Source organism: Pseudoduganella guangdongensis (assembly GCF_009857475.1).
Classification (GTDB): domain Bacteria; phylum Pseudomonadota; class Gammaproteobacteria; order Burkholderiales; family Burkholderiaceae_D; genus Rugamonas; species Rugamonas guangdongensis.
The window spans coordinates 144,966-167,491 of sequence record NZ_WWCJ01000004.1 but is presented as its reverse complement, the minus strand read 5'-3'; the positions used below and the strand labels follow the sequence as shown (position 1 = coordinate 167,491).

General features: G+C 63.7%; 21 protein-coding genes and 1 tRNA gene. 16 read left to right on the top strand and 6 right to left on the bottom strand.

Annotated elements, in window-relative coordinates; translation table 11 throughout:
• Position 1: 1 nt before the first annotated feature.
• The 8 genes from coaBC (at position 2) to GTP41_RS06795 (ending at position 7,168) form a co-directional block, all read left to right on the top strand.
• A complete protein-coding gene (gene coaBC / locus GTP41_RS06830; RefSeq protein ID WP_161024820.1) occupies positions 2-1,222 on the top strand; it encodes a bifunctional phosphopantothenoylcysteine decarboxylase/phosphopantothenate--cysteine ligase CoaBC in 1,221 nt (406 codons plus the stop codon).
• Entirely contained in the window at positions 1,219-1,668 is a 450-nt protein-coding gene (dut, locus tag GTP41_RS06825; protein WP_161024819.1) for a dUTP diphosphatase, read from the top strand. The genes coaBC and dut overlap by 4 nt, the downstream gene beginning before the upstream one ends.
• Before the next feature lie 10 nt (positions 1,669-1,678).
• Positions 1,679-2,782 (top strand): M48 family metallopeptidase, encoded by a 1,104-nt coding sequence (locus tag GTP41_RS06820; protein WP_161024818.1) that lies wholly within the window; start codon positions 1,679-1,681, stop codon positions 2,780-2,782.
• Positions 2,779-3,168, top strand: coding sequence for a surface-adhesin E family protein (locus GTP41_RS06815; protein ID WP_161024817.1), 390 nt, complete (start codon positions 2,779-2,781; stop codon positions 3,166-3,168). Before GTP41_RS06820 ends, GTP41_RS06815 begins: the two co-directional genes overlap by 4 nt.
• 20 nt (positions 3,169-3,188) lie before the next feature.
• Positions 3,189-4,196, top strand: coding sequence for an XdhC family protein (locus tag GTP41_RS06810; protein ID WP_161024816.1), 1,008 nt, complete (start codon positions 3,189-3,191; stop codon positions 4,194-4,196).
• 94 nt (positions 4,197-4,290) lie between these two features.
• Positions 4,291-5,190, top strand: a complete 900-nt coding sequence (locus tag GTP41_RS06805) for a DMT family transporter (protein ID WP_161024815.1) — start codon at positions 4,291-4,293, stop codon at positions 5,188-5,190.
• A complete protein-coding gene (locus GTP41_RS06800; protein ID WP_161024814.1) occupies positions 5,187-6,095 on the top strand; it encodes a DNA-3-methyladenine glycosylase 2 in 909 nt (302 codons plus the stop codon). Before GTP41_RS06805 ends, GTP41_RS06800 begins: the two co-directional genes overlap by 4 nt.
• 59 nt (positions 6,096-6,154) lie before the next feature.
• Positions 6,155-7,168, top strand: coding sequence for a MerR family transcriptional regulator (locus GTP41_RS06795; protein WP_161024813.1), 1,014 nt, complete (start codon positions 6,155-6,157; stop codon positions 7,166-7,168).
• 376 nt (positions 7,169-7,544) lie between these two features.
• Here GTP41_RS06795 and GTP41_RS06790 read toward each other — a convergent pair.
• A tRNA-Met gene (locus GTP41_RS06790) sits at positions 7,545-7,621 on the bottom strand.
• A 124-nt stretch (positions 7,622-7,745) separates the two neighbouring features.
• Here GTP41_RS06790 and GTP41_RS06785 point away from each other — a divergent pair.
• From GTP41_RS06785 to GTP41_RS06775, 3 genes are read left to right on the top strand one after another with little or no spacing between them, the layout of a single operon-like run.
• Positions 7,746-8,324, top strand: a complete 579-nt coding sequence (locus tag GTP41_RS06785) for an NUDIX hydrolase (protein WP_161024812.1) — start codon at positions 7,746-7,748, stop codon at positions 8,322-8,324.
• Positions 8,321-9,028 (top strand): leucyl/phenylalanyl-tRNA--protein transferase, encoded by a 708-nt coding sequence (aat, locus tag GTP41_RS06780; RefSeq protein ID WP_161024811.1) that lies wholly within the window; start codon positions 8,321-8,323, stop codon positions 9,026-9,028. The genes GTP41_RS06785 and aat overlap by 4 nt, the downstream gene beginning before the upstream one ends.
• Positions 9,029-9,054: 26 nt before the next feature.
• Positions 9,055-9,804: an arginyltransferase gene (locus tag GTP41_RS06775; RefSeq protein ID WP_161024810.1), complete on the top strand. Its 750-nt coding sequence runs from the start codon at positions 9,055-9,057 to the stop codon at positions 9,802-9,804.
• Here GTP41_RS06775 and GTP41_RS06770 read toward each other — a convergent pair.
• Positions 9,773-11,098 (bottom strand): amidohydrolase, encoded by a 1,326-nt coding sequence (locus GTP41_RS06770; RefSeq protein ID WP_371867291.1) that lies wholly within the window; start codon positions 11,096-11,098, stop codon positions 9,773-9,775. The genes GTP41_RS06775 and GTP41_RS06770 overlap by 32 nt on opposite strands.
• Before the next feature lie 60 nt (positions 11,099-11,158).
• Here GTP41_RS06770 and GTP41_RS06765 point away from each other — a divergent pair, with 60 nt between their 5' ends.
• The 4 genes from GTP41_RS06765 (at position 11,159) to GTP41_RS06750 (ending at position 16,124) form a co-directional block, all read left to right on the top strand.
• Positions 11,159-12,199: a quinone-dependent dihydroorotate dehydrogenase gene (locus tag GTP41_RS06765; RefSeq protein ID WP_161024808.1), complete on the top strand. Its 1,041-nt coding sequence runs from the start codon at positions 11,159-11,161 to the stop codon at positions 12,197-12,199.
• 1 nt (position 12,200) lies between these two features.
• On the top strand, positions 12,201-13,247 hold the full coding sequence (locus tag GTP41_RS06760) for an aldo/keto reductase (protein ID WP_161024807.1): 1,047 nt from the start codon (positions 12,201-12,203) through the stop codon (positions 13,245-13,247).
• A gap of 68 nt (positions 13,248-13,315) precedes the next feature.
• Positions 13,316-14,197, top strand: a complete 882-nt coding sequence (locus tag GTP41_RS06755; protein ID WP_161024806.1) for an extracellular catalytic domain type 1 short-chain-length polyhydroxyalkanoate depolymerase — start codon at positions 13,316-13,318, stop codon at positions 14,195-14,197.
• 202 nt (positions 14,198-14,399) lie between these two features.
• A complete protein-coding gene (locus GTP41_RS06750; RefSeq protein ID WP_161024805.1) occupies positions 14,400-16,124 on the top strand; it encodes a methyl-accepting chemotaxis protein in 1,725 nt (574 codons plus the stop codon).
• Between the two features lie 174 nt (positions 16,125-16,298).
• Here the strand turns inward: GTP41_RS06750 and GTP41_RS06745 are convergent, their stop codons facing one another.
• Genes GTP41_RS06745 through cysT form a run of 4 tightly spaced genes read right to left on the bottom strand, consistent with a single transcriptional unit; the run spans position 16,299 to position 20,065 of the window.
• On the bottom strand, positions 16,299-17,237 hold the full coding sequence (locus GTP41_RS06745; RefSeq protein ID WP_161024804.1) for a CysB family HTH-type transcriptional regulator: 939 nt from the start codon (positions 17,235-17,237) through the stop codon (positions 16,299-16,301).
• Complete coding sequence (locus GTP41_RS06740; protein WP_161024803.1) at positions 17,234-18,298, bottom strand: sulfate/molybdate ABC transporter ATP-binding protein; 1,065 nt, start codon at positions 18,296-18,298, stop codon at positions 17,234-17,236. The genes GTP41_RS06745 and GTP41_RS06740 overlap by 4 nt, the downstream gene beginning before the upstream one ends.
• Before the next feature lies 1 nt (position 18,299).
• Positions 18,300-19,181 (bottom strand): sulfate ABC transporter permease subunit CysW, encoded by an 882-nt coding sequence (gene cysW, locus GTP41_RS06735; protein ID WP_161024802.1) that lies wholly within the window; start codon positions 19,179-19,181, stop codon positions 18,300-18,302.
• A complete protein-coding gene (cysT, locus tag GTP41_RS06730; RefSeq protein WP_371867289.1) occupies positions 19,178-20,065 on the bottom strand; it encodes a sulfate ABC transporter permease subunit CysT in 888 nt (295 codons plus the stop codon). The genes cysW and cysT overlap by 4 nt, the downstream gene beginning before the upstream one ends.
• A gap of 153 nt (positions 20,066-20,218) precedes the next feature.
• Here cysT and GTP41_RS06725 point away from each other — a divergent pair, with 153 nt between their 5' ends.
• Positions 20,219-22,432, top strand: a complete 2,214-nt coding sequence (locus GTP41_RS06725) for a cellulase family glycosylhydrolase (RefSeq protein WP_161024801.1) — start codon at positions 20,219-20,221, stop codon at positions 22,430-22,432.
• The last annotated feature ends 94 nt before the right edge of the window (positions 22,433-22,526 follow it).

Sequence of the window (22,526 nt, the reverse complement as noted above, 5' to 3'; positions counted from 1 at the left end):
TATGGAACTGACTGGCAAAAAAATCGTGCTCGGCCTGTCCGGCGGCGTGGCGTGCTACAAGGCCGCTGAACTGTGCCGCGCGCTGACCAAGGAAGGGGCCTCGGTACAAGTCGTGATGACCGACGCCGCCACCCACTTCATCACCGCGGTGACGATGCAGGCCCTGTCCGGCAAGCCAGTGTTCAGCAGCCAGTGGGACCCGCGCGTGAACAACAATATGGCGCATATTGATGTCACGCGCGACGCCGACGCCATCCTGGTCGCGCCCTGCTCCGCCGACTTCATTGTCAAGCTGGCGCACGGCGTATGCGACGACCTGCTCTCGACCATGTGCCTGGCCCGCCCGCGCCATGTGCCGCTGCTGATCGCCCCGGCCATGAATGTGGAGATGTGGTCCAATCCGGCCACCCAGCGCAACGTGGACCAGGTGCGCCAGGACGGCATCACCGTCTTCGGCCCGGCCGCCGGCGACCAGGCGTGCGGCGAAGTGGGCCTGGGCCGCATGCTGGAACCGGAACAGCTGCTGGCCGAGATGATCGCCGCCTTCCAGCCGAAGGTCCTGGCCGGCAAACGCATCCTCATCACCGCCGGCCCGACCTTCGAAGCCATCGACCCGGTGCGCGGCATCACCAATCTTTCCTCCGGCAAGATGGGCTATGCCGTGGCGCGCGCCGCGCGTGAAGCCGGCGCCGACGTCACCCTGATCTCCGGCCCGACCGCGCTGGCCACCCCGTTCGGCGTCGCGCGCCAGAACGTCAAGAGCGCCCAGCAAATGTTCGACGCCGTGATGGACCATATCGGCGGCCAGCACGTGTTCATCTCCGTGGCCGCTGTGGCCGACTGGAAGGTGGTCAACCCGAGCGAGCAAAAGGTCAAGAAGACCGGCGACGGCAGCGTGCCCGAACTCAAATTCGAACAGAACCCCGACATCCTGGCCAGCGTCGCCACCCGCACCAGCCTGGCCGGCTGGCCCTACTGCGTCGGCTTCGCCGCCGAATCGGAGAACCTGATCGAATACGGCGCCAGCAAGCGCGAACGCAAGGGCATTCCCCTCCTGGTCGGCAATATCGGCCACAACACCTTCGGCCAGGACGACAACACCATTATTTTGTTTGACGAACACGGGCACACCATCCTGCCGCGCGCCGACAAGCTCACGCTGGCACGCCAACTGATCTCCGAAATCGCCAAACGCATCGACAAGAACTCGCTCTTCCAATGAAAACTGTAGACGTTAAAATCCTCGACCCGCGCATGAAAGACCAGATGCCGGCCTACGCCACCCCGGGCAGCGCCGGCCTCGACCTGCGCGCCTGCGTCGACGCCCCGCTCACCATCGAACCGGGCCAGACCGTGCTGGTGCCGACCGGCCTGGCGATCCATATTGGCGACCCCGGCTACGCCGCCATGATCCTGCCGCGCTCCGGCATGGGCCATAAGAACGGCATTGTTTTGGGGAATCTGGTAGGCTTGATCGACTCCGATTACCAGGGGCAATTGATGGTGTCTACCTGGAACCGGGGCTCAAGCACGTTTACGCTCAACCCAATGGAGCGTCTGGCGCAATTGATCATCGTGCCCGTGATGCAGGTTGGTTTCAATGTGGTCGACGACTTCGAAGCCAGCGACCGCGGCGCCGGCGGTTTCGGCAGCACTGGCAAGAACTAAGGAAATTGTTATGGCAGTAGAGCAAAAAAATCGTTCCCTCAACGCTAGCTGGCCGGTGTTCGCGGGCGCGCTGCTGCTCTCTGCCTGTTCCACGTTCCAGCCCGGCACCACCAGCGCGCCGGAAACCCCGGCCCCGCCGCCGCAACCGCTGCCGCCGCCGGCAGCGGTGGTGACGCCGCAAATGCAGGCCGCGCGCGACAACCTGAAGGTGATCGCCAGCCTGCAGGACCGCCTGTACCGCGTGGCGGCGCCGCTGCTGATCAATAACGCCGACCTGTGCAAATCGCAGGCGCGCAACCTGCTCGGCTTCACCGCCAAGAACAAGTATTCCTACCCCGGCGAATACGCCGACGCCTCGACCGCCGTGCTGGGCTACGACGACGTGCTGCAAGTGTCCGGCGTGCTGGCCGGCAGCGGCGCCGCCAAGGCCGGCCTGCGCAAGGGCGACGACCTGGTGGCCGCCGGCGGCAAAGCGCTGCCGAAAGGACGCGACGCCGAAAGCAAGGCCGCCGCCGTGTTCGCCCCGCTGGCCGCCGGCAGCGCCAACCTGAGCATGACCATCGCCCGCAACGGCAACAAGGAAACGCTGAACGTGCCGGTCACGCGTGCCTGCGCCTTCCGCGTCGACCTGGGCAATTCCGACAACGTCAACGCCTACAGCGACGGCAGCCGCGTGCTGCTCACGCGCGGCATGATCAACTTCGCCCAGAACGACGAGGCGATCGCCTACGTCATGGCCAAAGAGCTGGCGCACAATGTGCTCGGCCACGCCGGCCAGACGCGCAGCACCGCCACCGTCTCCAGCATCATCGACAACCTGGCCTCGATCCGCCCCGACCTGACCATGCTGGTCGGCAGCGCCGGCGTGCGCCCGATGCCGGCCGACTACGACGTGGCGGCCGACAACCTCGCCCTCTACATGCTGGCGCGCGCCGGCTACAACATCAGCAATGCGCGCGCGTTCTGGCAACGCCTGTCCGGCCAATACCCGGCCACGGTGCTGAACGGCTACACCGCGATCCACCCGAATGTCACGGCGCGCCTGGCCGCGATGGACCGCAGCGTTGCCGAGATCAAGGCCAAGCAGGCCGCCAAACGCCCGCTGCTGCCATGAAAGCGCTCGTCCCGGTGCTGGTGCTGGCGCCCACCCTGGCGCTGGCCGGCCCGTGGACCCCGCTTGCCAAAGAGCCGGACCACACCCTCCTGCTCGACCGCGGCAGTGTGCGCGCCAGCGACGGCAGCCGCAAAGCCTGGACCATGGAAAGCTACCGCAAGGCGCAGAGCACGCCCGACGGCAAACCCTACCTGTCCGTGCGTTCCCAGCACAGCTACGCCTGCGACGGCGCCACCCGCACCCTGCTGGCGCAAGCTTTCTACGCCGAGGTGCTGGGCAAGGGCGAACCGGTCGGCACCTTCAAGTACGAATCCTACGACCCCGAAGCGATCCCGCCCGGCAGCCTGGCCGAAAAGGCCCTCAAGGCAGTCTGCAAAAAACGCTGAGCCTTGCTATAGTTCCGGGCATGGACAGCATCGACCTCGAAGTGCTCAAGACTTGCGCCGCCTGGCTTGCCGCCGGCCACCGCTGCCAGTTGGTGACCGTGATCCGGACCTGGGGTTCCAGCCCGCGCCCGGTCGGCGCCACCCTCGCCATTTGCGACGACGGGCGCGTGATCGGCTCCGTCTCCGGCGGCTGCATCGAAGACGACCTGATCGAGCGCGTGCGCAAGGAAGGCATCGTGCGCGGACTGCCCGAAGTGGTCAGCTACGGCATCAGCGCCGACGAAGCCCACCGCTTCGGCCTGCCCTGCGGCGGCACCATCGAACTGGCCCTGGAACCGCTCGGCCCGCGCAGCCGCATCGACGAACTGCTGCAACGCCTGGCCGCGCATGAACTGGTGGCGCGCACCCTCGACCTGCGCAGCGGCGAAGTCAGGCTGGAACGCGCCCGGCCGGGCGCCGTGCTCGAACGCAGCGGCGAACTGCTGGTCACCCAGCACGGCCCGCGCTGGCGCCTGCTGATCATCGGCGCCGGCCAGCTCTCCCGCATGCTGGCGCAAATCGCCAGCGCCATGGACTACCACGTCACCGTCTGCGACCCGCGCGAAGAGTACCGCGCCGGCTGGCCGCTGCCCGAGGTGCCCTTGGTGCACGCCATGCCCGACGACCTGGTGCAGGAAATGCGGCTCGACACCCGCAGCGCCGTGGTCGCGCTTACGCACGACCCCAAGCTGGACGATCTGGCGCTGATGGAAGCGCTCAAATCGGACGCCTTCTATGTCGGCGCCATCGGCTCGCGCGCCAACAACGCCAAGCGGCGCGAACGGCTGCTGCAGTTCGACCTCAGCGAAGCCCAGATCGCCCGCCTGCACGGCCCGATCGGCCTTTACATCGGCAGCAAGACGCCGCCCGAGATCGCGATATCGATCCTTGCCGAGATGACCGCCGTCAAAAATGGCGTCCCCGAAATCCTCCGGCTCAACCACGCAACCGCCCTCGACACCCCGGCCAGCCCCGCCTGTCCCCGATGAGCCCCGAATTCAAAAGCAAGAACCGGGTTTCCCCAGCGTCGCGTCGATGTCAATCTTGGGGTCAGGTCCTTCGCTTGCCACGGGCAGGAAAAAAATGAATACATCGAATCTTTTGAAGTTGGTTTTGCTGGCTGCCATTTGGGGCGGCTCGTTTTTGTTTATGCGGATCGCGGCGCCGGTGCTGGGGCCGGGGGTGCTGATTGAGTACCGGGTGACCTTCGCGGCGCTGTTCCTGGCTATCGTGGCGCTGGTGCTGCGCAAGCGGCTCGACCTGGCCCGGCATTGGCGGCATTACCTGGTGCTGGGCTTCTTCAATTCGGCCCTGCCTTTCCTGCTCTTTGCCTTTGCGGCGAAGACCCTGACCGCTTCGGTCCTGTCGGTGCTGAACGCGACGGCCCCGATCTGGGGCGCCATTGTGGGGGCGGTCTGGCATCGGCACATGGTCAGCGGGCGTGTGCTGCTGGGCCTGGGGCTGGGAACCGTGGGCGTGGCAATGCTGGTGGGCTTTGACCATGTCAGCAGCCAGGACGGGGCGCTGCTGGCGATCGCGGCGGCGACCCTGGCGGCTTTCAGCTATAGCATTGCGACCACCTATACCAAGGTGGCGAAGTCGGCGCAGGGCGTTGAGCCATTCGCGAATGCGCATGGCAGCATGTGGGCGGCGGCCTTGCTGACCTTGCCTTCGCTGGCGATTTTCCCGCAGCCGGGCGAGCCGACCGTGGGCATCATGGGCGCGGCTTTAGCGCTGGGGGTGCTGTGCAGCGGGATTGCCTACCTGCTCTACTTCGGCCTGGTGCGCGATGTGGGACCGACGTCGGCGTTGACCGTGACTTTCCTGAACCCTCTGTTCGGCATCCTGTGGGGGGCGCTGTTCCTGCATGAGGTGGTGGGCTGGCATACCCTCGCCGGCGCGGCGACGGTGATCCTGGGGACCATGCTGGTGACTGGGTATAAGCCCAAATTGCCTTGGGCAAGCAAGCCCGAAGCGGTATGAAGCACGTATTTTCCTTGGAATTGCCGGCCGGCTATCGGGTGCAGGATGTGCTGGCTTTCCATAGCCGGGATGCGGAAAGCGTCGCCGAGCAGGTCGGCCCGGCCGCCATCCGCAAAGGCATGCTGCTGGGAGGGGTGCCGGTGGTGCTCGATGCGGCCCTGCCGTCTGGCGCCTGTACGGCGGAGATCGATTTGCCGCGCGCGCGCAACGTCCCGCCGGATTTGGCGGGACGCATCGAAGCGGCGGCGCGCAATATCCTTGGCTTGCGCATTGATCCGGCGCCTTTCGCCGCCTTCGCACGCGGCGATGCCTTGCTTGGGCCGCTGGTGGCGCGCCAGCCGGGCTTGCGGATTGTACAATCGGCAACGGTGTTCGAAGCCTTGACCTGGGCCATCATCGGCCAGCAAATCAACCTGCCGTTCGCGATCGCGCTGCGCCGCACCTTCATTTTGCAGGGTGGGCGCCAGCATAAGACGGGCCTCTGGTGCTACCCGGAGGCGGCCGACGTGGCGCGCCTGCAAGTCGAGGACCTGACCAGCCGCAAGTTTTCGCGCGCGAAAGCGGAAACGCTGATCCGTTTTGCGCAGCTGGTGGCGGATGGGGCGCTGGATATTGAGGAGCGCGCGGATAATCCGATCCCGGCCATCTGCAAAAACCTGCTGGCGGTGAAGGGCATCGGCCCGTGGACCGTCAATTATGCCCTGCTGCGCGGCTACGGCTACGCCGACTGTTCGCTGCATGGCGACGTGGCGATCCGTGCCGCGCTGCAGCGCTTGCTCGGCGAGGATAGCAAGCCGGATATGGCGCGCACGGAGCAGATCTTGCAGCAATGGCAACCACACCGCACAATGGCGGCGGCCCACCTGTGGGCCAGCCTTGCCGACCGCCCCAACGAAAGCGCTTGACCCTCACCTGACGTCAGGCTCCAGCATGTCGGTAACGTACACGATGACAAGGAGCTAAGATGATGTTGAAAGTGGGTGAACTGGCGCGCCGTTCCGGCCTGACCGTACGCACCCTGCACCATTACGACAGCATCGGCTTGCTCAAGCCATCGGGGCGTTCCGATGCCGGCTATCGTCTATACAACCGCGACGACGTGGCGCGCTTGCACCAGGTGCAGGCGCTGCGCCGTTTCGGCATGGCGCTGGCCGATATCGGTCATTTCCTGGCCCAGCCTGGTGCCTCCCTGCCCGACCTGATTGCCCGCCAGATCGATTCCCTCGATCACCAAATTGCCGAGGCTGCCAAGCTGCGCGCGCAGCTCTCGGCCTTGCGTGGGCAGTTGCTTGCAGGCGAGGAGCCGGAGCTGGCTTCCTGGCTCACCACATTGGAGCAAATGACCGTGTACGACAAATATTTTTCAAAACAGGAACTGGAACACATGCCCATTTACCGCGATGCGGCGGCGCGTGATGAATGGGCGCAACTGGTGGCGGCAGTTGGCGAGAAAATGGCGGCAGGAATCTCCCCGGCCGATCCGGCGGTGCAGCAACTGGCCGTGCGCTGGATGACAACGTTCTCCCAACATGCCGGTGGCAGTGCTGAAATCATGGCGCGGCTGGATAATATGTGGGCCCGCGAAGAAATCATCCGCGCCCAATCCGGCATTACGCCGGAAATGCGGGGATATATTGCGGCCGCTAATGGCGAAACCAAATTGGCGATTTACGCCAAATATATGCGGCCGCAGGAAATCGCAGTCATGCGAAAACATTTCCAATGCCGTGCACGCGAATGGCCGGAATTAATCGGCGCTATTCGTGCGCAAATGTCTTCGGATCCTTCGCCTGCCGCGCCAGCAGCGCGGGAGCTGGCGCATAAATGGTTCGAGCTATTTACCGATATGGTCGGCACGGCGCCCGACGCGCGCCTGCGGTTTCGCCAGGCCCACCAAAACGAGCCCGTACTGAATTCAGGGCGCTTGATGACTGACGAGCTGCTGGAGTTCTTGCGCCAGGCGCATGCAGGGGCATAAGCGGTACTTTTTATGCCAGCCATTAGCTTAATCGAGCTAATGGCTGGCGCAAATAATGCTGGCCGCCCAATTCGATCTCAGATAAGAAGTAAATAAGCCGCTTTCTACTGTGCGCACGCCGCAATTCAATATGGACGACGCCCGTCGCGCCGCGCGCTTTACAGTGGCAGTGGCCGTGGCATATTCATGTGGAAGCCGGCAATTTATTATCGGCGTGCGCGGCGCGGTCCCAGCTTTTCCTGGCGCAGCGCCCATGGCGATACCGCCGCAATCCGCGCTGGCAGTCCTGAGATTCAGGTGCCGCATTAATCCCGACGCGCGGACGAAAAAAAACCGTCATTCGCAATCTGCATAATGACGGCCTTCTTCGGAATTCTGGTTGCGGGGACAGGATTTGAACCTGTGACCTTCGGGTTATGAGCCCGACGAGCTGCCAGACTGCTCCACCCCGCGTCTGATGCAAGTATTATAGGGCAACGCGCCGCTTTAGGCAATATTTATCTCCCACGACCCGACGATAGATCCGATGTATGTCACCACATGCCGGGAAACGCGCATTCGGTGTAAAGTAGATGCCATGAAATTTTGCTCAGAATGCGCCCACCCTGTTGAGTTGATGGTGCCGGCCGGGGACAACCGGCCGCGTTACGTTTGCGTCAACTGTTCGGCAATCCATTATCAGAATCCCAAGATGGTGATCGGCACGCTGCCGCTCTGGGAACGCGACGGCGAGTTGCAGGTTTTGCTATGCAAGCGCGCCATCGAACCGCGCCGGGGTTTCTGGACCCTGCCGGCGGGTTTCATGGAGAACAACGAAACCACGGCTGAGGCAGCCCAGCGGGAAACCGAGGAAGAAGCCGGCGCCAATATCGATCTTGGCAAACTGTTCACATTATTGAACGTGCCGCGCGTGCACCAGGTGCATATGTTCTATATGGCGACCTTGCGCGATCTCGACTTTGCTCCGGGGGAAGAGAGCCTGGATGTCAAAATGTTCACGGAAGCGGAAATCCCATGGGATGACCTGGCCTTCCCCACCATCCGCACCACGCTGGAACTCTTCTTTGCCGACCGCGTGAATATGCGCGAAGGCGGCAGTTATGGCTTCCACACCCTGGACATCACCCAGCCGATGCGCCAGTCCGTCGCCACATGATTCCCTGGCTCGACGCCAACACCCCCTTTCCCGACGTTTCCCATGCTTTGACCACGGACGCGCCGGGGCTGTTGGCCGCCGGCGCCGACCTGTCACCGGCGCGCCTGTTGGCCGCCTATGAACGCGGCATCTTCCCCTGGTTTTCCGAGGGCCAGCCCATCCTGTGGTGGAGCACCGACCCGCGCATGGTCCTGCACACGGCCGAATTCAAAGTGTCGGACAGCCTGAAAAAGACGCTGAAGAAGGTGGCGCGCGACAGCGCACGCTGGCAGGTCCGCTTCGACAGCGCCTTTGAAGAGGTGATGCGCGCCTGTGCCGCCCCGCGGCGCGACGGCCCGGGCACCTGGATTTCGGACGACATCATCGCCGGCTACTCGGCCCTGCACCGCCAGGGCTATGCCCATTCATCCGAGTTATGGCTGGACGGGGAGCTGGTGGGCGGCGCTTATGGCGTCTCCATCGGCACCATGTTCTACGGCGAGTCGATGTTTGCGCGCGTGACCGATGGTTCCAAGGTGGCCCTGGCCTATCTCGTGCACTTTTTACGACAGCATGGCGTGCAACTGATCGACTGCCAACAGGAGACTGGCCACCTGGCGTCGCTGGGCGCGCGCCCTATAGCGCGCCGCGACTTCATCGCCCACCTGCAAAAGAACATTGTGATGCCGCAGATACGCGATTGGTGCCCTACCGCACCGTTCTAGGCCAACTACGCGTTATGATATGACGCATGACGCAGCTTAACGACCTCCCCTTCGCCACGTTGCAGTTTTATACAACGGCGCCTTATCCGTGCAGCTATCTCGACGCACGGCAAGCCCGTTCGCAAGTGGCCACGCCGTCCCACCTGATCAATGCCGACGTGTATTCGGAGCTGGTGAAGAACGGCTTCCGCCGCAGCGGCATCTTTACTTATCGTCCATATTGCGATGGCTGCCAGGCCTGCATCCCGGTGCGGGTGGAGGCGAAGGCGTTCGCGCCGACGCGCGGCCAGCGCCGGGCCTGGGCGCGCCACGCCCACCTGGAGGCGGGCGTGGCCAGCCTGTCGTTCTCGGACGAGCATTACGACTTGTACCTGCGCTACCAGAGCACGCGCCACGCGGGCGGCGGCATGGACCAGGATTCGCGCGACCAGTACGCGCAATTCCTGCTGCAAAGCCGGGTCAATACGCGCCTGGTGGAGTTCCGCGAGCCGGACGGCACGCTGCGCATGGTGTCGATTATCGACGTGCTGTCGGACGGGCTGTCGTCGGTCTACACCTTTTTCGACCCGGACGTGCCTGGCGCCTCCTTCGGCACCTTCAACGTCATGTGGCAGATCGCGCAGGCGCACGAACTGGGGCTGGATTATGTCTACCTGGGCTACTGGATCGAGGAAAGCCCGAAGATGAACTACAAGATCAAGTTCCAGCCCCTGCAAGCGCGCATCAAGGGCGCATGGGGTCCACTTAGCGCTTCATCAGGTCCAGTAACGCCGTAGTCGTGGCCAGCACGCCGGTCTGGATCGACTTCTCCGCATCGACGCGGAACAGGGGGCTATGGTTGTAGGCGATCGTGCCCTTGCCGGCGCGCGCTGCGGCCACCTGCCCGCCCGGCGTGCCGCCAATTACGAAGTAGACGCTCGGGATGCCCTGGCCGTAAATGAAGTGGGCATAGTCCTCGCCCACCATGCCGCCGCGCTGGTAACCCTTGTCGAAAATGCCCTCGCCCAGTTTGGACGACCACACGCCGCGCAGGCGCTGCATCAATGCCTTGTCGTTCAGGGTGGGCGGCACAGGGCGGTCGGTATGGCGGATTTCGGGCAGTTTATCCTCCGGCATGCCGGCGGCGCGCGCGGTGTTTTCCGCCACGCGCTTGATACCGGCCAGCAGCTTGGCACGCGCGTCGTCGCTTTCCGAGCGCACAGTCAGCTCCAGGCGCGCGCTGTCGCCGATCACGTTGCCCTTGGTGCCGGCATGGAAGGAGCCCACGGTAATCAGGGCCGCTTCGCGCGGGGCGATATCGCGCGTGACGACAGTTTGCAAGGCCAGCACGATCTGCGAGGCGATCACCACCGGATCTTTACCCATATGCGGGCTGGCGCCGTGCGTGCCGATGCCGTGCACCACGATCTCAAGCAAGTCGGCGCCGGAGAATGGCGCTTCGCTGACCTCGATCTTGCCGGCTTCGACGTCGGCAATAACGTGCATGGCCAGGGCGTAGTCCGGCTTGCCGAATCGTTTGAAGATGCCGTCGGCCATCATGTCCAGCGCGCCGCCGGTGCGTTCTTCGGCGGGTTGGCCGACCAGCATCAGGGTGCCCTTCCAGTCGCTCTTGCGCGCCGCCATCTGGTGCGCGGTGCCGACCAGGCTGGTCATGTGCACGTCATGGCCGCAGGCGTGCATCACCGGCACGATATTGCCGTTCATGTCCTTCACCTTGACCTTGGAGGCGTTCGGCGCGTCCGACTTCTCCTCCACCGGCAGCGCGTCCATGTCGGCGCGCACCATCACGGTCGGGCCTTTGCCGTTGCGCAGGATGGCCACCAGGCCGGTCTTGCCCACGCCTTCCGTCACCTCGAAGCCCGCTGCGCGCAGCTCGGACGCCATGCGCGCGGCCGTCTGCACTTCCATATAGGAGAGTTCAGGGTTGGCGTGCAGGTAGTCGTACAGCGGTGCCAGTTTGGCTTGGTAGTCGCGCGCAATGGCGGCGGCGAGCGGGTTTTCGACAGGGGCAGGGGCTGCGGCGGCAGGCAGGGCGAGGCAGGCCAGCAAGGCTAGTCCGGGCTTGATCACGTCAGGTTCTCCGTGTGGTGCAGTGTAAAATGCTACAAAATACACCAAAGCCGCCCAATAATGTCCGATAAATTCCTGTACGCCCTCGCCCGCCCCATCCTGTTCTCGGTGGACGCGGAATCCGCCCACCATTTCACCCTGCCAGCACTGAAACGCCTGTCGGCCCTGGGCCTGACGCGCGCCATGGTGCGCCGCCCGAAGGACGATCCGCGCACCGTAATGGGCCTGACCTTCCGCAATCCGGTCGGCCTGGCCGCCGGCCTGGACAAGGACGGCGCCTTCATCGACGCGCTGGCCGACCTGGGCTTCGGCTCGATCGAGGTGGGCACCGTGACCCCGCGCGCGCAGGCGGGGAACCCGAAGCCGCGCATGTTCCGCCTGCCTGCGGCGCACGGCATCATCAACCGCATGGGCTTCAATAACGGCGGCGTGGATGCCTTCGTCGCCAACGTGCAGTCGTCGCGCTTCTACCAGAACCGCGAGGGCGTGCTGGGCCTGAATATCGGCAAAAACGCCGACACGCCGATTGAGCGCGCGGCCGACGACTACCTGCACTGCCTGCAGAAGGTCTACCCTTACGCCAGCTATGTGACGGTGAATATCTCTTCGCCCAACACCAAGAATCTGCGCCAGCTGCAGGGCGCGTCGGAAGTGGACGGCCTGCTGTCGCAGCTGAAGGAGGCGCAACTGCGCCTGGCCGACCAGCACAAGCGCTACGTGCCGATGACCCTGAAAATTGCGCCGGACATGGACAGCGACCAGGTGAAGAACATCGCCGACGCCCTGCTGCGGCACAAGATCGACGGCGTGATCGCCACCAACACCACCCTCAGCCGCACCGCCGTGGAAGGCATGCAGCATGGCGCGGAAGCCGGTGGCCTGTCGGGCGCGCCGGTGTTCGAACTGTCGAACAAGGTGATCCGTGCCCTGAAGGCGGAGCTGGGCGATGCGCTGCCGATCATCGGCGTGGGCGGCATCATGCAGGGCAAGGACGCCAAGGCCAAGATCGACGCCGGCGCGCAGCTGGTGCAGCTGTATTCCGGCCTGATTTACGCCGGTCCTGCCCTGGTGCACGAATGCGCCGACGCGCTGCGGGGCTAAGATGGAAAAGATCACCCTGGGCCGCAGCGACCTGCAGGTCAGCAAAATCTGCCTCGGTACGATGACCTTCGGCGAGCAGAACACCGAAGCCGAAGCGCACGCGCAAATCGACTACGCGCTGGAACGCGGCATCAATTTCATCGACACGGCGGAGCTGTATCCAGTACGTCCCGCCGCTGAGACCCAGGGTGCCACCGAGCGCTTTATCGGCAGCTGGCTGAAAAAATCGGGCCGCCGCGGCGATGTGGTGCTGGCCACCAAGATCGTCGGCCCGAATCCTTATATGCACTGGATCCGCAAGGGCAAGAGCAACCACAACGCGGCCCATATCCGCGCGGCGGTGGAGACCAGCCTGCAGCGTCTGCAGACCGACTATATCGACCTGTACCAGCTGCACTGGCCAAGCCGCAATGTGCCGATCTTCGGCGCCAGCCAGTTCGACCCTGAGAAGGAGCGCCACAGCGTGGCGCTGGAGGAATCGCTGGCGGTGCTGGGCGAATTGATCAAGGAAGGCAAGATCCGCCACATCGGCGTGTCGAACGAAAGCTGCTGGGGCGTGTCGGAATGCATCAAGCAGGCCGAGATGAAAGGCCTGCCGCGCATTGCCACCATCCAGAACCTGTACAACCTGACCGCGCGCCATTTCGAAACCAGCTTCCTGGACGAAACCTGTTTCCGCGAGCAAGTAAGCCTGCTGGCATATAGCCCGCTGGCTTTCGGCCAGCTCACGGCCAAGTACCTCGACAATCCAAAAGCGCACGGCCGCCTGACCATCTTCCCGGCCAGCTGGAGCCCGCGCTACCTGCGTCAGGGCGTGCTGGACGCGGTGGCGCAATACGCCAAACTGGCGCGCGACAACGGTCTGACACCGACCCAGCTGGCACTAGGCTGGTGCTACTCGCGCTGGTTCGTCGCCTCCACCATTGTCGGCGCCACCTCGCTGGCGCAACTGGGCGAGAATATCGACGCAATCAACGTCAGGCTGTCGCCGCAAGTCATGGCGGCGGTGGACGCGATCCACGCCAGCCTGCCCAATCCGGGCCAGTAGGCCGTTCACATCCGCTTCACAGGCGGTCGCTTAAGGTAGATGCTTCACCACTACCTTAGGGCGCCGCCATGAAAATACTCCTGCTTATCGTTGCACTCTGCCTGCCTGCCGCCGCCATGGCGCAGGAGCAGCGCCTCACGCACCAGGACGTGAAGCGCAAGTACATCGTCTACACACCGGCTTCCTACGCCGAGCAAACGCAGCGCCAATTCCCCGTCGTGATCAACTACCACGGCGGCGGCATGACCATGCGCGAGCAAATGCTCTACACCCAAATGAACCGCACGGCGGAACGCGAGCATTTCATCGTGGTCTACCCGCAAGGGATCAAGCAGGATTGGAACGTCGGCTTTGAGCACACGCCAAGCGAGGGGCCGGACGACATCGGCTTTACCGAGGCGATGTTGGCCAAGCTGAAACAGGACTTCCGCATCGACCCGCGCCGCGTCTACGCCACCGGCCTGTCGCGCGGCGGCTTCTTCAGCTTGCGCCTGGCGGCCGAGCTGCCGCACCTGTTCGCGGCCGTGGCGGCGGTCGGCGCCACCACACCGCATCGGCTGGCCGCGCAGGCGGCCCGGCGCGGAAGAGTCGGCGTCCTGCACCTGCACGGGACGGCTGACCAGATCGTTGCCTTTGCTGGCAAGGACGAAGGCTACCTGTCGGCGAACGCATCCTATCAATACTGGCTGAAGAACAACGGCATCACCGACGCCGCCATGACGGAGCGCAGCGTGGATACCGACCAGCATGACGGCACCAGCGTCGCGTTCACCGAGCAAAGCCAGGCTGGCGTGGGTGTGGCGCTAGTCACGGTGCGGAATGGTGGCCACACCTGGCCCGGCGCCGATGCTTTCAATGTCGGGCTGCCGCTCGGGAGAACCAGCCGCGATATCGACGCCAATGGCGTGATCTGGGACTTCCTGAGCAGGCATCGCCAGCAGCCGTTGTAACTATCTGTCACCGCCCCGCCACATTCTCACACATTATCACTTGCCATAAGGGAAGCTTTGTTGCTAGCATCGAGGTTCAGGGTGACCGAAAAATAGCGCGTCCAAGCGCCCTGCCTCCTCGCCGCCCCACCTTCGCGGCTTCTACACATCCCAAAGAAGTTATTTCTTCCAGGCGCAGCCGCGCCCTCGGATGGAGCCGTCCATGCTTAAAAATCTTTCGATCAAAGCCCGCCTGGTGGCGGCACTAGCAATCCTATCCCTCATCATGACGGTGGTCGGCATCGCCGGCGTTACCAGCCTGTCCAAGTCCAACAGTGCGCTGGAGACAGTCTATAAGGACCGCCTGGTCGCGCTGGGGCAGCTGGATGGTGTGATCCGCACGGTCAACCGCAACCAGATCGCCATCAGCAAGGCTGCCAGCGACGATGCCTCCAAGCTGCCCGCCCTGGTCGCGACGGTGGAGAAGAATGTCGTGCGCGCCAACGAGTTATGGAAGGCCTATGCCGAAACCTTCGTCACGCCGGATGAAAAAGTGCTGGCAGACCGTTTCGCCTCGGCCCGCGCCACGTTCGTGCAAGATGGCCTGAAGCCAGCGCTGGAAGCGGCCAAACAAGGCGACATCGAACAGCTCAAGAGCGTGCTGCACGGCCCGATGGAGACCAACTTCCTGCCATTGCGCGATGCCATGAACGAACTGATCGAGTTGCAGATCGAAGTGGGCAAGAAGGAATTCGAGACGTCACAGAGCACTTACGAAACGCTGCGCGTCGAGGTCATTGTCCTGCTGGTGGGGGGCCTGTCGCTGGCCGCTGCCATCGGCTGGTGGCTGGTGCGCAGCATTACCCTGCCCCTGAACCGCGCCGTGCGCGTGGCCGAAGCAGTAGCTGCCGGCGACCTGACGCAATACATTGAAGTGAACAGCAACGACGAAACGGGCAAGCTGCTGGCCGCGCTGCGCGCCATGAACGACAGCCTGTCCGGCATCGTCGGCAACGTGCGCCAGGCTACCGATTCGATCAGCACCGCTTCAGCGGAAATCGCCAGCGGCAATATGGACCTGTCCTCGCGCACCGAGCAGCAGGCCGGCTCGCTGGAGGAAACCGCGTCCTCGATGGAAGAGCTGACCTCCACCGTGCGCCAGAACGCCGACAACGCGCGCCAGGCCAACCAGCTGGCGGGCAATGCGTCCGAGGTGGCGCAGCGCGGCGGGGTGGTGGTGTCGCAGGTGGTGGACAAGATGAGCGCCATCAACGAATCGGCCTACAAGATCGTGGAAATCATCTCGGTTATCGACGGCATCGCCTTCCAGACCAATATCCTGGCGCTGAATGCGGCGGTGGAAGCGGCGCGCGCGGGCGAACAGGGGCGCGGCTTTGCGGTGGTGGCGTCGGAAGTGCGCAACCTGGCGCAGCGCGCCTCGGGCGCTGCCAAGGAAATCAAACAGCTGATCGACAATTCTGTGGCGCAGGTTGAAGAAGGCAGCCGCCTGGTCGACCAGGCCGGCAGCACCATGCAGGAAGTGGTCACCAGCGTGCGCCAGGTGTCGGATATCATTGCCGAAATTTCGTCCGCCAGCGGCGAACAAAGCGCGGGCATCGAACAAATCAATGAAGCCGTGGTGCAGATGGATAATGCGACGCAGCAGAACGCCGCGCTGGTGGAGCAAGCGGCTGCAGCGGCAGGCGCCTTGCAGGATCAGGCGGCCTCGCTGTCGCAGGCGGTCAGCGTGTTCCGCCTGGCGAATGCCCCCCACGCTGCGGTAGCAGTGCTATCCAAGCCTTCGGCGCAGCGCGCACGCCTGGCCGCGCCGCAGCCCAAAGCAAGCGTCACGCCCCTGCGCCCGCACACCAAGGCACGGCCGGCCCCAGCTGCAGCTAAGAAGGCGGCCGTCGCCGCCAACGGCAGCGACGGTTGGGAGGAGTTTTAAGCACCAGCCAGGGGATTGAAACGCTTCCCAATCCCCTTCAGCCTTGCTGCTTGAATTGACTTGCCCCGGCTGACAATGCCGGTGACGGCAATCAACCATGAAGGCCAGTACGAGACCCAATCCGGCGGCCAGGCGGACGCCGATGTTCCAGTTACCGATTCCCATACAACCTCCTCAAGGTTGCAGGGCATCGCCTCCCTGCAAGGCTTGCTCGATTTCGCTGCGTTTCAGATCCGGGGCAAACTGCGAGATAAATTCATAGGCGTACGAGCGCAAATATGCTCCCTTACGCAACGCCAGTCTTGTTGTATTTACCGCAAACAGGTGCGAGGCTTCAATGGCGCGCAGGCCCTTGTCGCGGCCATGGTCAAAGGCCATGGAGGCCACCACGCCAACGCCCAGGCCGAGCGCCACGTACTGCTTGATCACGTCCGAATCCATCGCGGTCAGCACGATGTCCGGGCGCACGCCGGCCTTCTCGAAGGCGGCGTCGATGTGTCCGCGGCCAGTGAAACCCAGGTCGTAGGTGATCAGCGGGTAGTCGGCCAGGTCTTCCAGGCGGATCGGGGAGCGCGTCAGCAGCGGATGGTGATCCGGCACCACGATCAAATGGCTCCAGCGGTAGCAGGGGAAGGAGACCAGGTCGGGGAATTGCGACAGGCCCTCGGTGGCGATGCCGATATCCGCCTTGCCCGACAGGACCCATTCCGCGATATGGTCGGGCGCGCTTTGCTGCAAGGCGATGCGCACGTCCGGGAACTCGTTGCGGAAATGCGAGACCGCCTTCGGCAGCGCGTAGCGCGCCTGGGTGTGGGTCGCTGCAATGGACAAGGTGCCGCTTTTCTGGCCGGTGAATTCCAGGCTGGCCTGCTGCAGGTTTTCCGCCTCCACCAGCAGGCGGTCGACGATCTTCAGGATGCCCTTGCCCGGCTCGGTCAGGCCGGTCAGGCGCTTGCCGTTGCGCTCGAAGATGACGACACCCAGTTCATCCTCCAGCTCGCGGATCTGGCGGCTCACGCCGGGCTGCGAAGTGAAGAGCGCGTTGGCGACATCGGTCAGGTTGTAGTTGCGGCGCGCGGCTTCGCGCACGGAGCGTAGCTGTTGGAAATTCATGCGTGAGCGCCCTCGTCGACAAAGACGCGCAGGCGCTTGGGACGTACCACCAGCGTCTCGCCGTCTTTCAGGTTCAATGCGATATAGCGTTCGTTGGAAATCGTCGCTTCAATAATCTGCGCGTTGTCGGTGCGTTCCAGGTCCAGTTGGGCCAGCGGGCCGATCGCGTGCGCGCGGCGCAGCTTGACCACGATGCCTTCCGCGCCCGGTTCGTAGCGTTCCACTTCCAGGTCGTGCGGGCGGATGTAGGCCGCGCCTTTGCCGCTGCCGTGGCCTTCCACGTCGAATTCCACGCCGTCGCTGGCCAGCACGCCTTCATGCACACGGCCATGGAACACGTTGACGTTGCCCAGGAAGCCGTACACGAAGGGCGAGGCGGGATGGTTATAGACCTCGTCCGGCGAGCCCAGTTGCTCGACGTGGCCTTTGTTCATCAGCACCACGCGGTCCGCCACTTCCAGCGCCTCTTCCTGGTCGTGGGTGACGAAGATGGAGGTCACGTGCAGCTCGTCGTGCAGGCGGCGCAGCCAGCGGCGCAGCTCCTTGCGCACCTTGGCGTCCAGCGCGCCGAACGGCTCGTCCAGCAGCAGCACGCGCGGCTCCACGGCCAGGGCGCGCGCCAGGGCGATACGCTGGCGTTGGCCGCCGGACAGCTGCGGCGGATAGCGGTCGGCCAGCCAGTCGAGCTGCACCAGCTCCAGCAAGTCTTTCACCTTGCGCCGGATCTGCTCTTCCGACGGACGCTCCTTGCGCGGCTTGACGCGCAGGCCGAACGCCACGTTCTCGAACACGGTCATATGCTTGAACAGCGCATAGTGCTGGAACACGAAACCCACCTGGCGTTCGCGCACATGGCGGTCCGAGGCATCTTCGCCATCGAGCAGAACGGAGCCGGAGTCCGGGTGCTCCAGGCCGGCGATGCAGCGCAGCAGCGTGGTCTTGCCGCAGCCCGACGGGCCCAGCAGCGCGGTCAGCTCGCCTTGCGGGAAATCGAGCGAGACATTATCCAGGGCGACAAAGTCGCCGAAACGCTTGTTGATGTTCTTGACTGCGATCGTCATATCATTGCTCCTTCGCGTCGTCGTAGTTCTCGTGCAGACGCCATTCGATAAAGGTTTTCACCGCCAGGGTCACCAGCGCCAGCAGCGCCAGCAGCGATGCCACGGCAAAGGCGGCGGCGAAGTTGTATTCGTTGTAGAGTATCTCCACCTGCAGCGGCATGGTGTTGGTCTCGCCGCGGATATGGCCGGACACCACCGACACCGCGCCGAACTCGCCCATGGCACGGGCGTTACACAGGATCACGCCGTACAGCAGGCCCCACTTGATATTCGGCAGGGTCACACGGAAGAAGGTCTGCCAGCCGTTGGCGCCCAGCACCACGGCCGCCTCCTCTTCTTCACTGCCCTGCGCCTGCATCAGCGGGATCAGTTCACGCGCCACGAACGGGAAGGTGATGAACACGGTGGCGATCACAATGCCCGGCACCGCGAACAGGATCTTGATGTCGTGCTCCGCCAGCCACGGGCCGAACCAGCCCTGGGCGCCAAACAGCAGCACATAGATCAGGCCCGAAATCACCGGCGACACCGAGAACGGCAGGTCGATCAGCGTGAGCAGCAGGCTTTTGCCGCGGAACTCGAACTTGGTGATGGCCCAGGACGCGGCCACGCCGAACACCAGGTTGAACGGCACCGCAATGGCGGCGGTCAGCAAAGTCAGTTTGATGGCGGAGATCGCATCTTCATCGATGATCGCCTCGGCGTACACGTCCCAGCCCTTTTTCAGCGCCTCGGTGAAGACAGCCACCAGCGGCACGAACAGGAACAGGGTGAGGAAGGTCAGCGCCACGCCGATCAGGGTCCAGCGCACCCAGCGCGGCTCCAGCACGTCATGGCGTTGCGGCAGTTCGCCGCGGCGGATTGGAGTTGCGGTGCCGCTCATTTGCCAGTCCTCCGGGTCCAGGCCTGCAGCAGGTTAATCGCCAGCAGCATGATGAAGGAAGCGACCAGCATCACCACGGCAATGGCGGTAGCGCCAGCGTAGTCGTACTGTTCCAGCTTGGTGATGATGAACAGCGGGGTAATCTCGGACACCAGCGGCATATTGCCGGCGATGAAAATGACAGAGCCGAATTCGCCGGTAGCACGCGCAAAGGCCAGCGCAAAGCCGGTCAGCAGAGAAGGCAGGATGGTCGGGAACACCACGCGGCGGAAGGTCTGGAAGGCCGAAGCGCCCAGGCTGGCCGCGGCTTCTTCCAGCTCGCGCTCGGCATCCTCCAGCACCGGCTGCACGGTACGCACCACGAATGGCAGGCCGATGAAGGTCAGCGCCACCACCACGCCCAGCGGGGTGAAGGCCACCTTGATACCCAGCACGCCTTCGATAAAGCGGCCGAACCAGCCGTTGGACGAATACAGCGCCGTCAGGGTAATGCCGGCGACGGCGGTCGGCAGCGCGAACGGCAGGTCGACCAGCGCGTCGACAATGCGCTTGCCGGGGAATTTATAGCGCACCAGCACCCAGGCCACGATGCCGCCGAAGAAGACATTCACCACCGCGCCAATGAAGGAAGCGCCGAAGGTCAGCTTATAGGAAGCCACCACGCGCTCGGACGTCACGGCCGCCCAGAAGCCTTCCCAGGTCATGGTGAAGGTCTTGAGGAAGATCGCCGACAGCGGGATCAGCACGATCAGGGTCAGGTACAGGATGGTGAATCCCAGCGACAGGTTAAAGCCCGGCATCACCCGATAGGGCGCCTTCCTGGCCTTGACCTTCCCCGCCGCCAGCGGCGCCGGGGTTGGGACTGATGCAGCAACTGCAGACATGCGCGCTCCCTTATTACATTTTCGACTAACAGGGACGCATCGTCGCATTGGCGCGTTATAAACCAAACTAACCTTTTGTCATTTGCTTAGATGATGGAACGCTAGTTATTATCTTTCTGCTAAAATATTTTCTTTACCCAAAGCATCTTCCCCATGAGCCACTTCCTTTCCCGTTTGGCCCTGCTCTTTATTGCCGGGTTGACAATCGGCACTACTGCTATCGCCGCCAACAACGCCAGGTTCCTCACCCAAAGCGTGCCGCACACCATGGAAGTGGGCCGCCCCTACCAGGTTTCGGTAACCGTAAAGAACACGGGCAGCACCAATTGGACTGCCGACCGCTTCAAGCTAGGCTTCCGCGCCCAGACAGACAGCATCGTCTGGGGCACGAACCGTATCCTGCTGGCGCCTGGGGAAGTGGTCGCGCCCGGCCAGCTCAAGCAATTTTCTTTCACGGTCACCGCGCCGCCTGCCGGCGAACAATACGGCCGCGCCAAGAGTTATGAATTCGGCTGGCAGTTGGTCGAGGAAGGCGCCGAATGGTTCGGCGACGCCACCCCGCTGGTCTCGGTCGATGTCTTCCGCGCCCCCGGCGTGGATGTGGCCACCGGCGCAACGGACGCGGCGTTCCGCCTCTTCCCACCCGTCAAGGCACCGCCGCCGGCGCCGCCGGGCCTGTTCGACCACAGTTTCCGGGGCGCCAACGTGCTGGAACAGACTTACGAGGACGAACGCAAGTGCGACCACACGGCCTGGATTCCGAATGCCGAGCAAATCGACGTTATCGCCCGCAATGCGGTCGACATGGGCCTGAGCTACCTGCGCATGCCGGTCATCGTACCGCCCGTGGTGCCCGGCAATTCGCTCGGCCCGCAATACTGCGACAGCGTACACCTGGAGTGGTACGGCCCGGACAATGCCACGAATATGGCGGCCGTTACCGATAAGTTGCGCACCGTGCTCGATACGGCACAGCGCCACGGCCTGAAAATGGTCGTGGTGATCGATGGCTATACCAAATATGACGAGCAGTGCTACTGGAAGCGCAGCTTCAAGGATATCGAAGCCAATGCCCGCACCCTGGTGCAGACCTTCAGCCCGCACCCAGCGGTGCTGGCCTGGGACATCCTGAACGAACCGCTATGGAATGCCGGCTACTTTGGCTGCCTGAACTCCGACGCCGACTATGCCTCGGTGGTCAACGCGGTGCATGCCATGTACAACTTGGTGCGCGCCAACGACCCTTACGACCACCCAACGACCGTGGGCGAGGCCCAGACCCCGAACTTCAAATACTGGCGCGACATATCCTCCTACGCCAGCCCGCACCTGTACATCACGCCGCACCAGGCCAGGGTGGCGAAGGATCCAGGCACCAATTTCGTCAACGTCGACCAGGTGGTCTATGTGCAAGGTGCCGCCCTGCGCGAGATCGAGAGGATCTTCGGCCAACTGCCGGTGGTGATCGGCGAGTTTGGCGAGGCCACCGGCGGTGGCCGGCCGGACGACACCTTCGACGATGCCGCTAAGGAGCGCTATATCAACAAGTTCCTCGATGGCCTGAGCATTGCCAACCATGGCCACATGCTGTGGTCGCTCTCCATGTCTAGCCTACCGTCCCAGCAAGGCCACTCCTTCCTGGAACCGGACGGCGCCCTGAAGCCGGCGGCGGAAGCGCTTGCCCGGCGCACATGGTATCCCGTGGTGCAGCAGCTGTACCTGGGCTACCTGGGCCGCTCAGCCGACCCGGTCGCCTTGCAGCAAGCTGCCAGCCAGTTGCTCGCCGTTGCGCGTGCAAGCAGCTACACCGACCATGACGGACGCGAGATCCGCATGGCGCCCACCCTGCAAGGGCTTGACCAGCATTACGACAGCAACGCCCAGCTCCGGGAATTGATCGACAGCCTGGGCGCCAGCGCAGAATCGCAAGGCTTCCACAATTACAAGGACACCGGCGCCTTGGTGCGCGGCATTTTTGCTGGCGCCTTCAAACGCCTGCCGGAAGGGGAAGGCGCGCAATACTGGATAAACGAGATCAATAGTGGCCGCACCAGCAAGGGACGCGCGGTCCTCTCCATCCTGGCCGGCGCCACGGCCAACACCACGCCGCAAGGCCTGGTGGACGCGGCCACCATGCGCGCCAAAGGACAGGTCTCCGCCAACTTCACGGCCAGCCTGAACACCGATGCCTGGGTGCAGTGCTACAGCAACCTGTGGGCCGCCAACGCCAACCGCCGCCTGCTGGACACCGTCGACAGCAGCACCAACGTCAAAGCCTATCAGGCCAAGATCGACGCCCTGCTGCGCGAAATGGCCAGCGGCCTGCCGCACACGCAGCAAAAGGAAAGCCGCCCAGTCTGCCACTAAGGAAAAAATGGGGTACATCCCCATTTTTCCTTTCGCTATCTTTGTGCTATTCTGTCCAGGACGCCACCTCCCCGCGTTCGACATGCAGCTTGCT

Coding starts and splice junctions, on each gene's coding strand:
- coaBC (WP_161024820.1), top strand. CDS start 2: ATGGAACTGACTGGCAAAAAAATCGTGCTCGGCCTGTCCGGCGGCGTG.
- dut (WP_161024819.1), top strand. CDS start 1,219: ATGAAAACTGTAGACGTTAAAATCCTCGACCCGCGCATGAAAGACCAG.
- GTP41_RS06820 (WP_161024818.1), top strand. CDS start 1,679: ATGGCAGTAGAGCAAAAAAATCGTTCCCTCAACGCTAGCTGGCCGGTG.
- GTP41_RS06815 (WP_161024817.1), top strand. CDS start 2,779: ATGAAAGCGCTCGTCCCGGTGCTGGTGCTGGCGCCCACCCTGGCGCTG.
- GTP41_RS06810 (WP_161024816.1), top strand. CDS start 3,189: ATGGACAGCATCGACCTCGAAGTGCTCAAGACTTGCGCCGCCTGGCTT.
- GTP41_RS06805 (WP_161024815.1), top strand. CDS start 4,291: ATGAATACATCGAATCTTTTGAAGTTGGTTTTGCTGGCTGCCATTTGG.
- GTP41_RS06800 (WP_161024814.1), top strand. CDS start 5,187: ATGAAGCACGTATTTTCCTTGGAATTGCCGGCCGGCTATCGGGTGCAG.
- GTP41_RS06795 (WP_161024813.1), top strand. CDS start 6,155: ATGATGTTGAAAGTGGGTGAACTGGCGCGCCGTTCCGGCCTGACCGTA.
- GTP41_RS06785 (WP_161024812.1), top strand. CDS start 7,746: ATGAAATTTTGCTCAGAATGCGCCCACCCTGTTGAGTTGATGGTGCCG.
- aat (WP_161024811.1), top strand. CDS start 8,321: ATGATTCCCTGGCTCGACGCCAACACCCCCTTTCCCGACGTTTCCCAT.
- GTP41_RS06775 (WP_161024810.1), top strand. CDS start 9,055: ATGACGCAGCTTAACGACCTCCCCTTCGCCACGTTGCAGTTTTATACA.
- GTP41_RS06765 (WP_161024808.1), top strand. CDS start 11,159: ATGTCCGATAAATTCCTGTACGCCCTCGCCCGCCCCATCCTGTTCTCG.
- GTP41_RS06760 (WP_161024807.1), top strand. CDS start 12,201: ATGGAAAAGATCACCCTGGGCCGCAGCGACCTGCAGGTCAGCAAAATC.
- GTP41_RS06755 (WP_161024806.1), top strand. CDS start 13,316: ATGAAAATACTCCTGCTTATCGTTGCACTCTGCCTGCCTGCCGCCGCC.
- GTP41_RS06750 (WP_161024805.1), top strand. CDS start 14,400: ATGCTTAAAAATCTTTCGATCAAAGCCCGCCTGGTGGCGGCACTAGCA.
- GTP41_RS06745 (WP_161024804.1), bottom strand. CDS start 17,237: ATGAATTTCCAACAGCTACGCTCCGTGCGCGAAGCCGCGCGCCGCAAC.
- GTP41_RS06740 (WP_161024803.1), bottom strand. CDS start 18,298: ATGACGATCGCAGTCAAGAACATCAACAAGCGTTTCGGCGACTTTGTC.
- cysW (WP_161024802.1), bottom strand. CDS start 19,181: ATGAGCGGCACCGCAACTCCAATCCGCCGCGGCGAACTGCCGCAACGC.
- cysT (WP_371867289.1), bottom strand. CDS start 20,065: ATGTCTGCAGTTGCTGCATCAGTCCCAACCCCGGCGCCGCTGGCGGCG.
- GTP41_RS06725 (WP_161024801.1), top strand. CDS start 20,219: ATGAGCCACTTCCTTTCCCGTTTGGCCCTGCTCTTTATTGCCGGGTTG.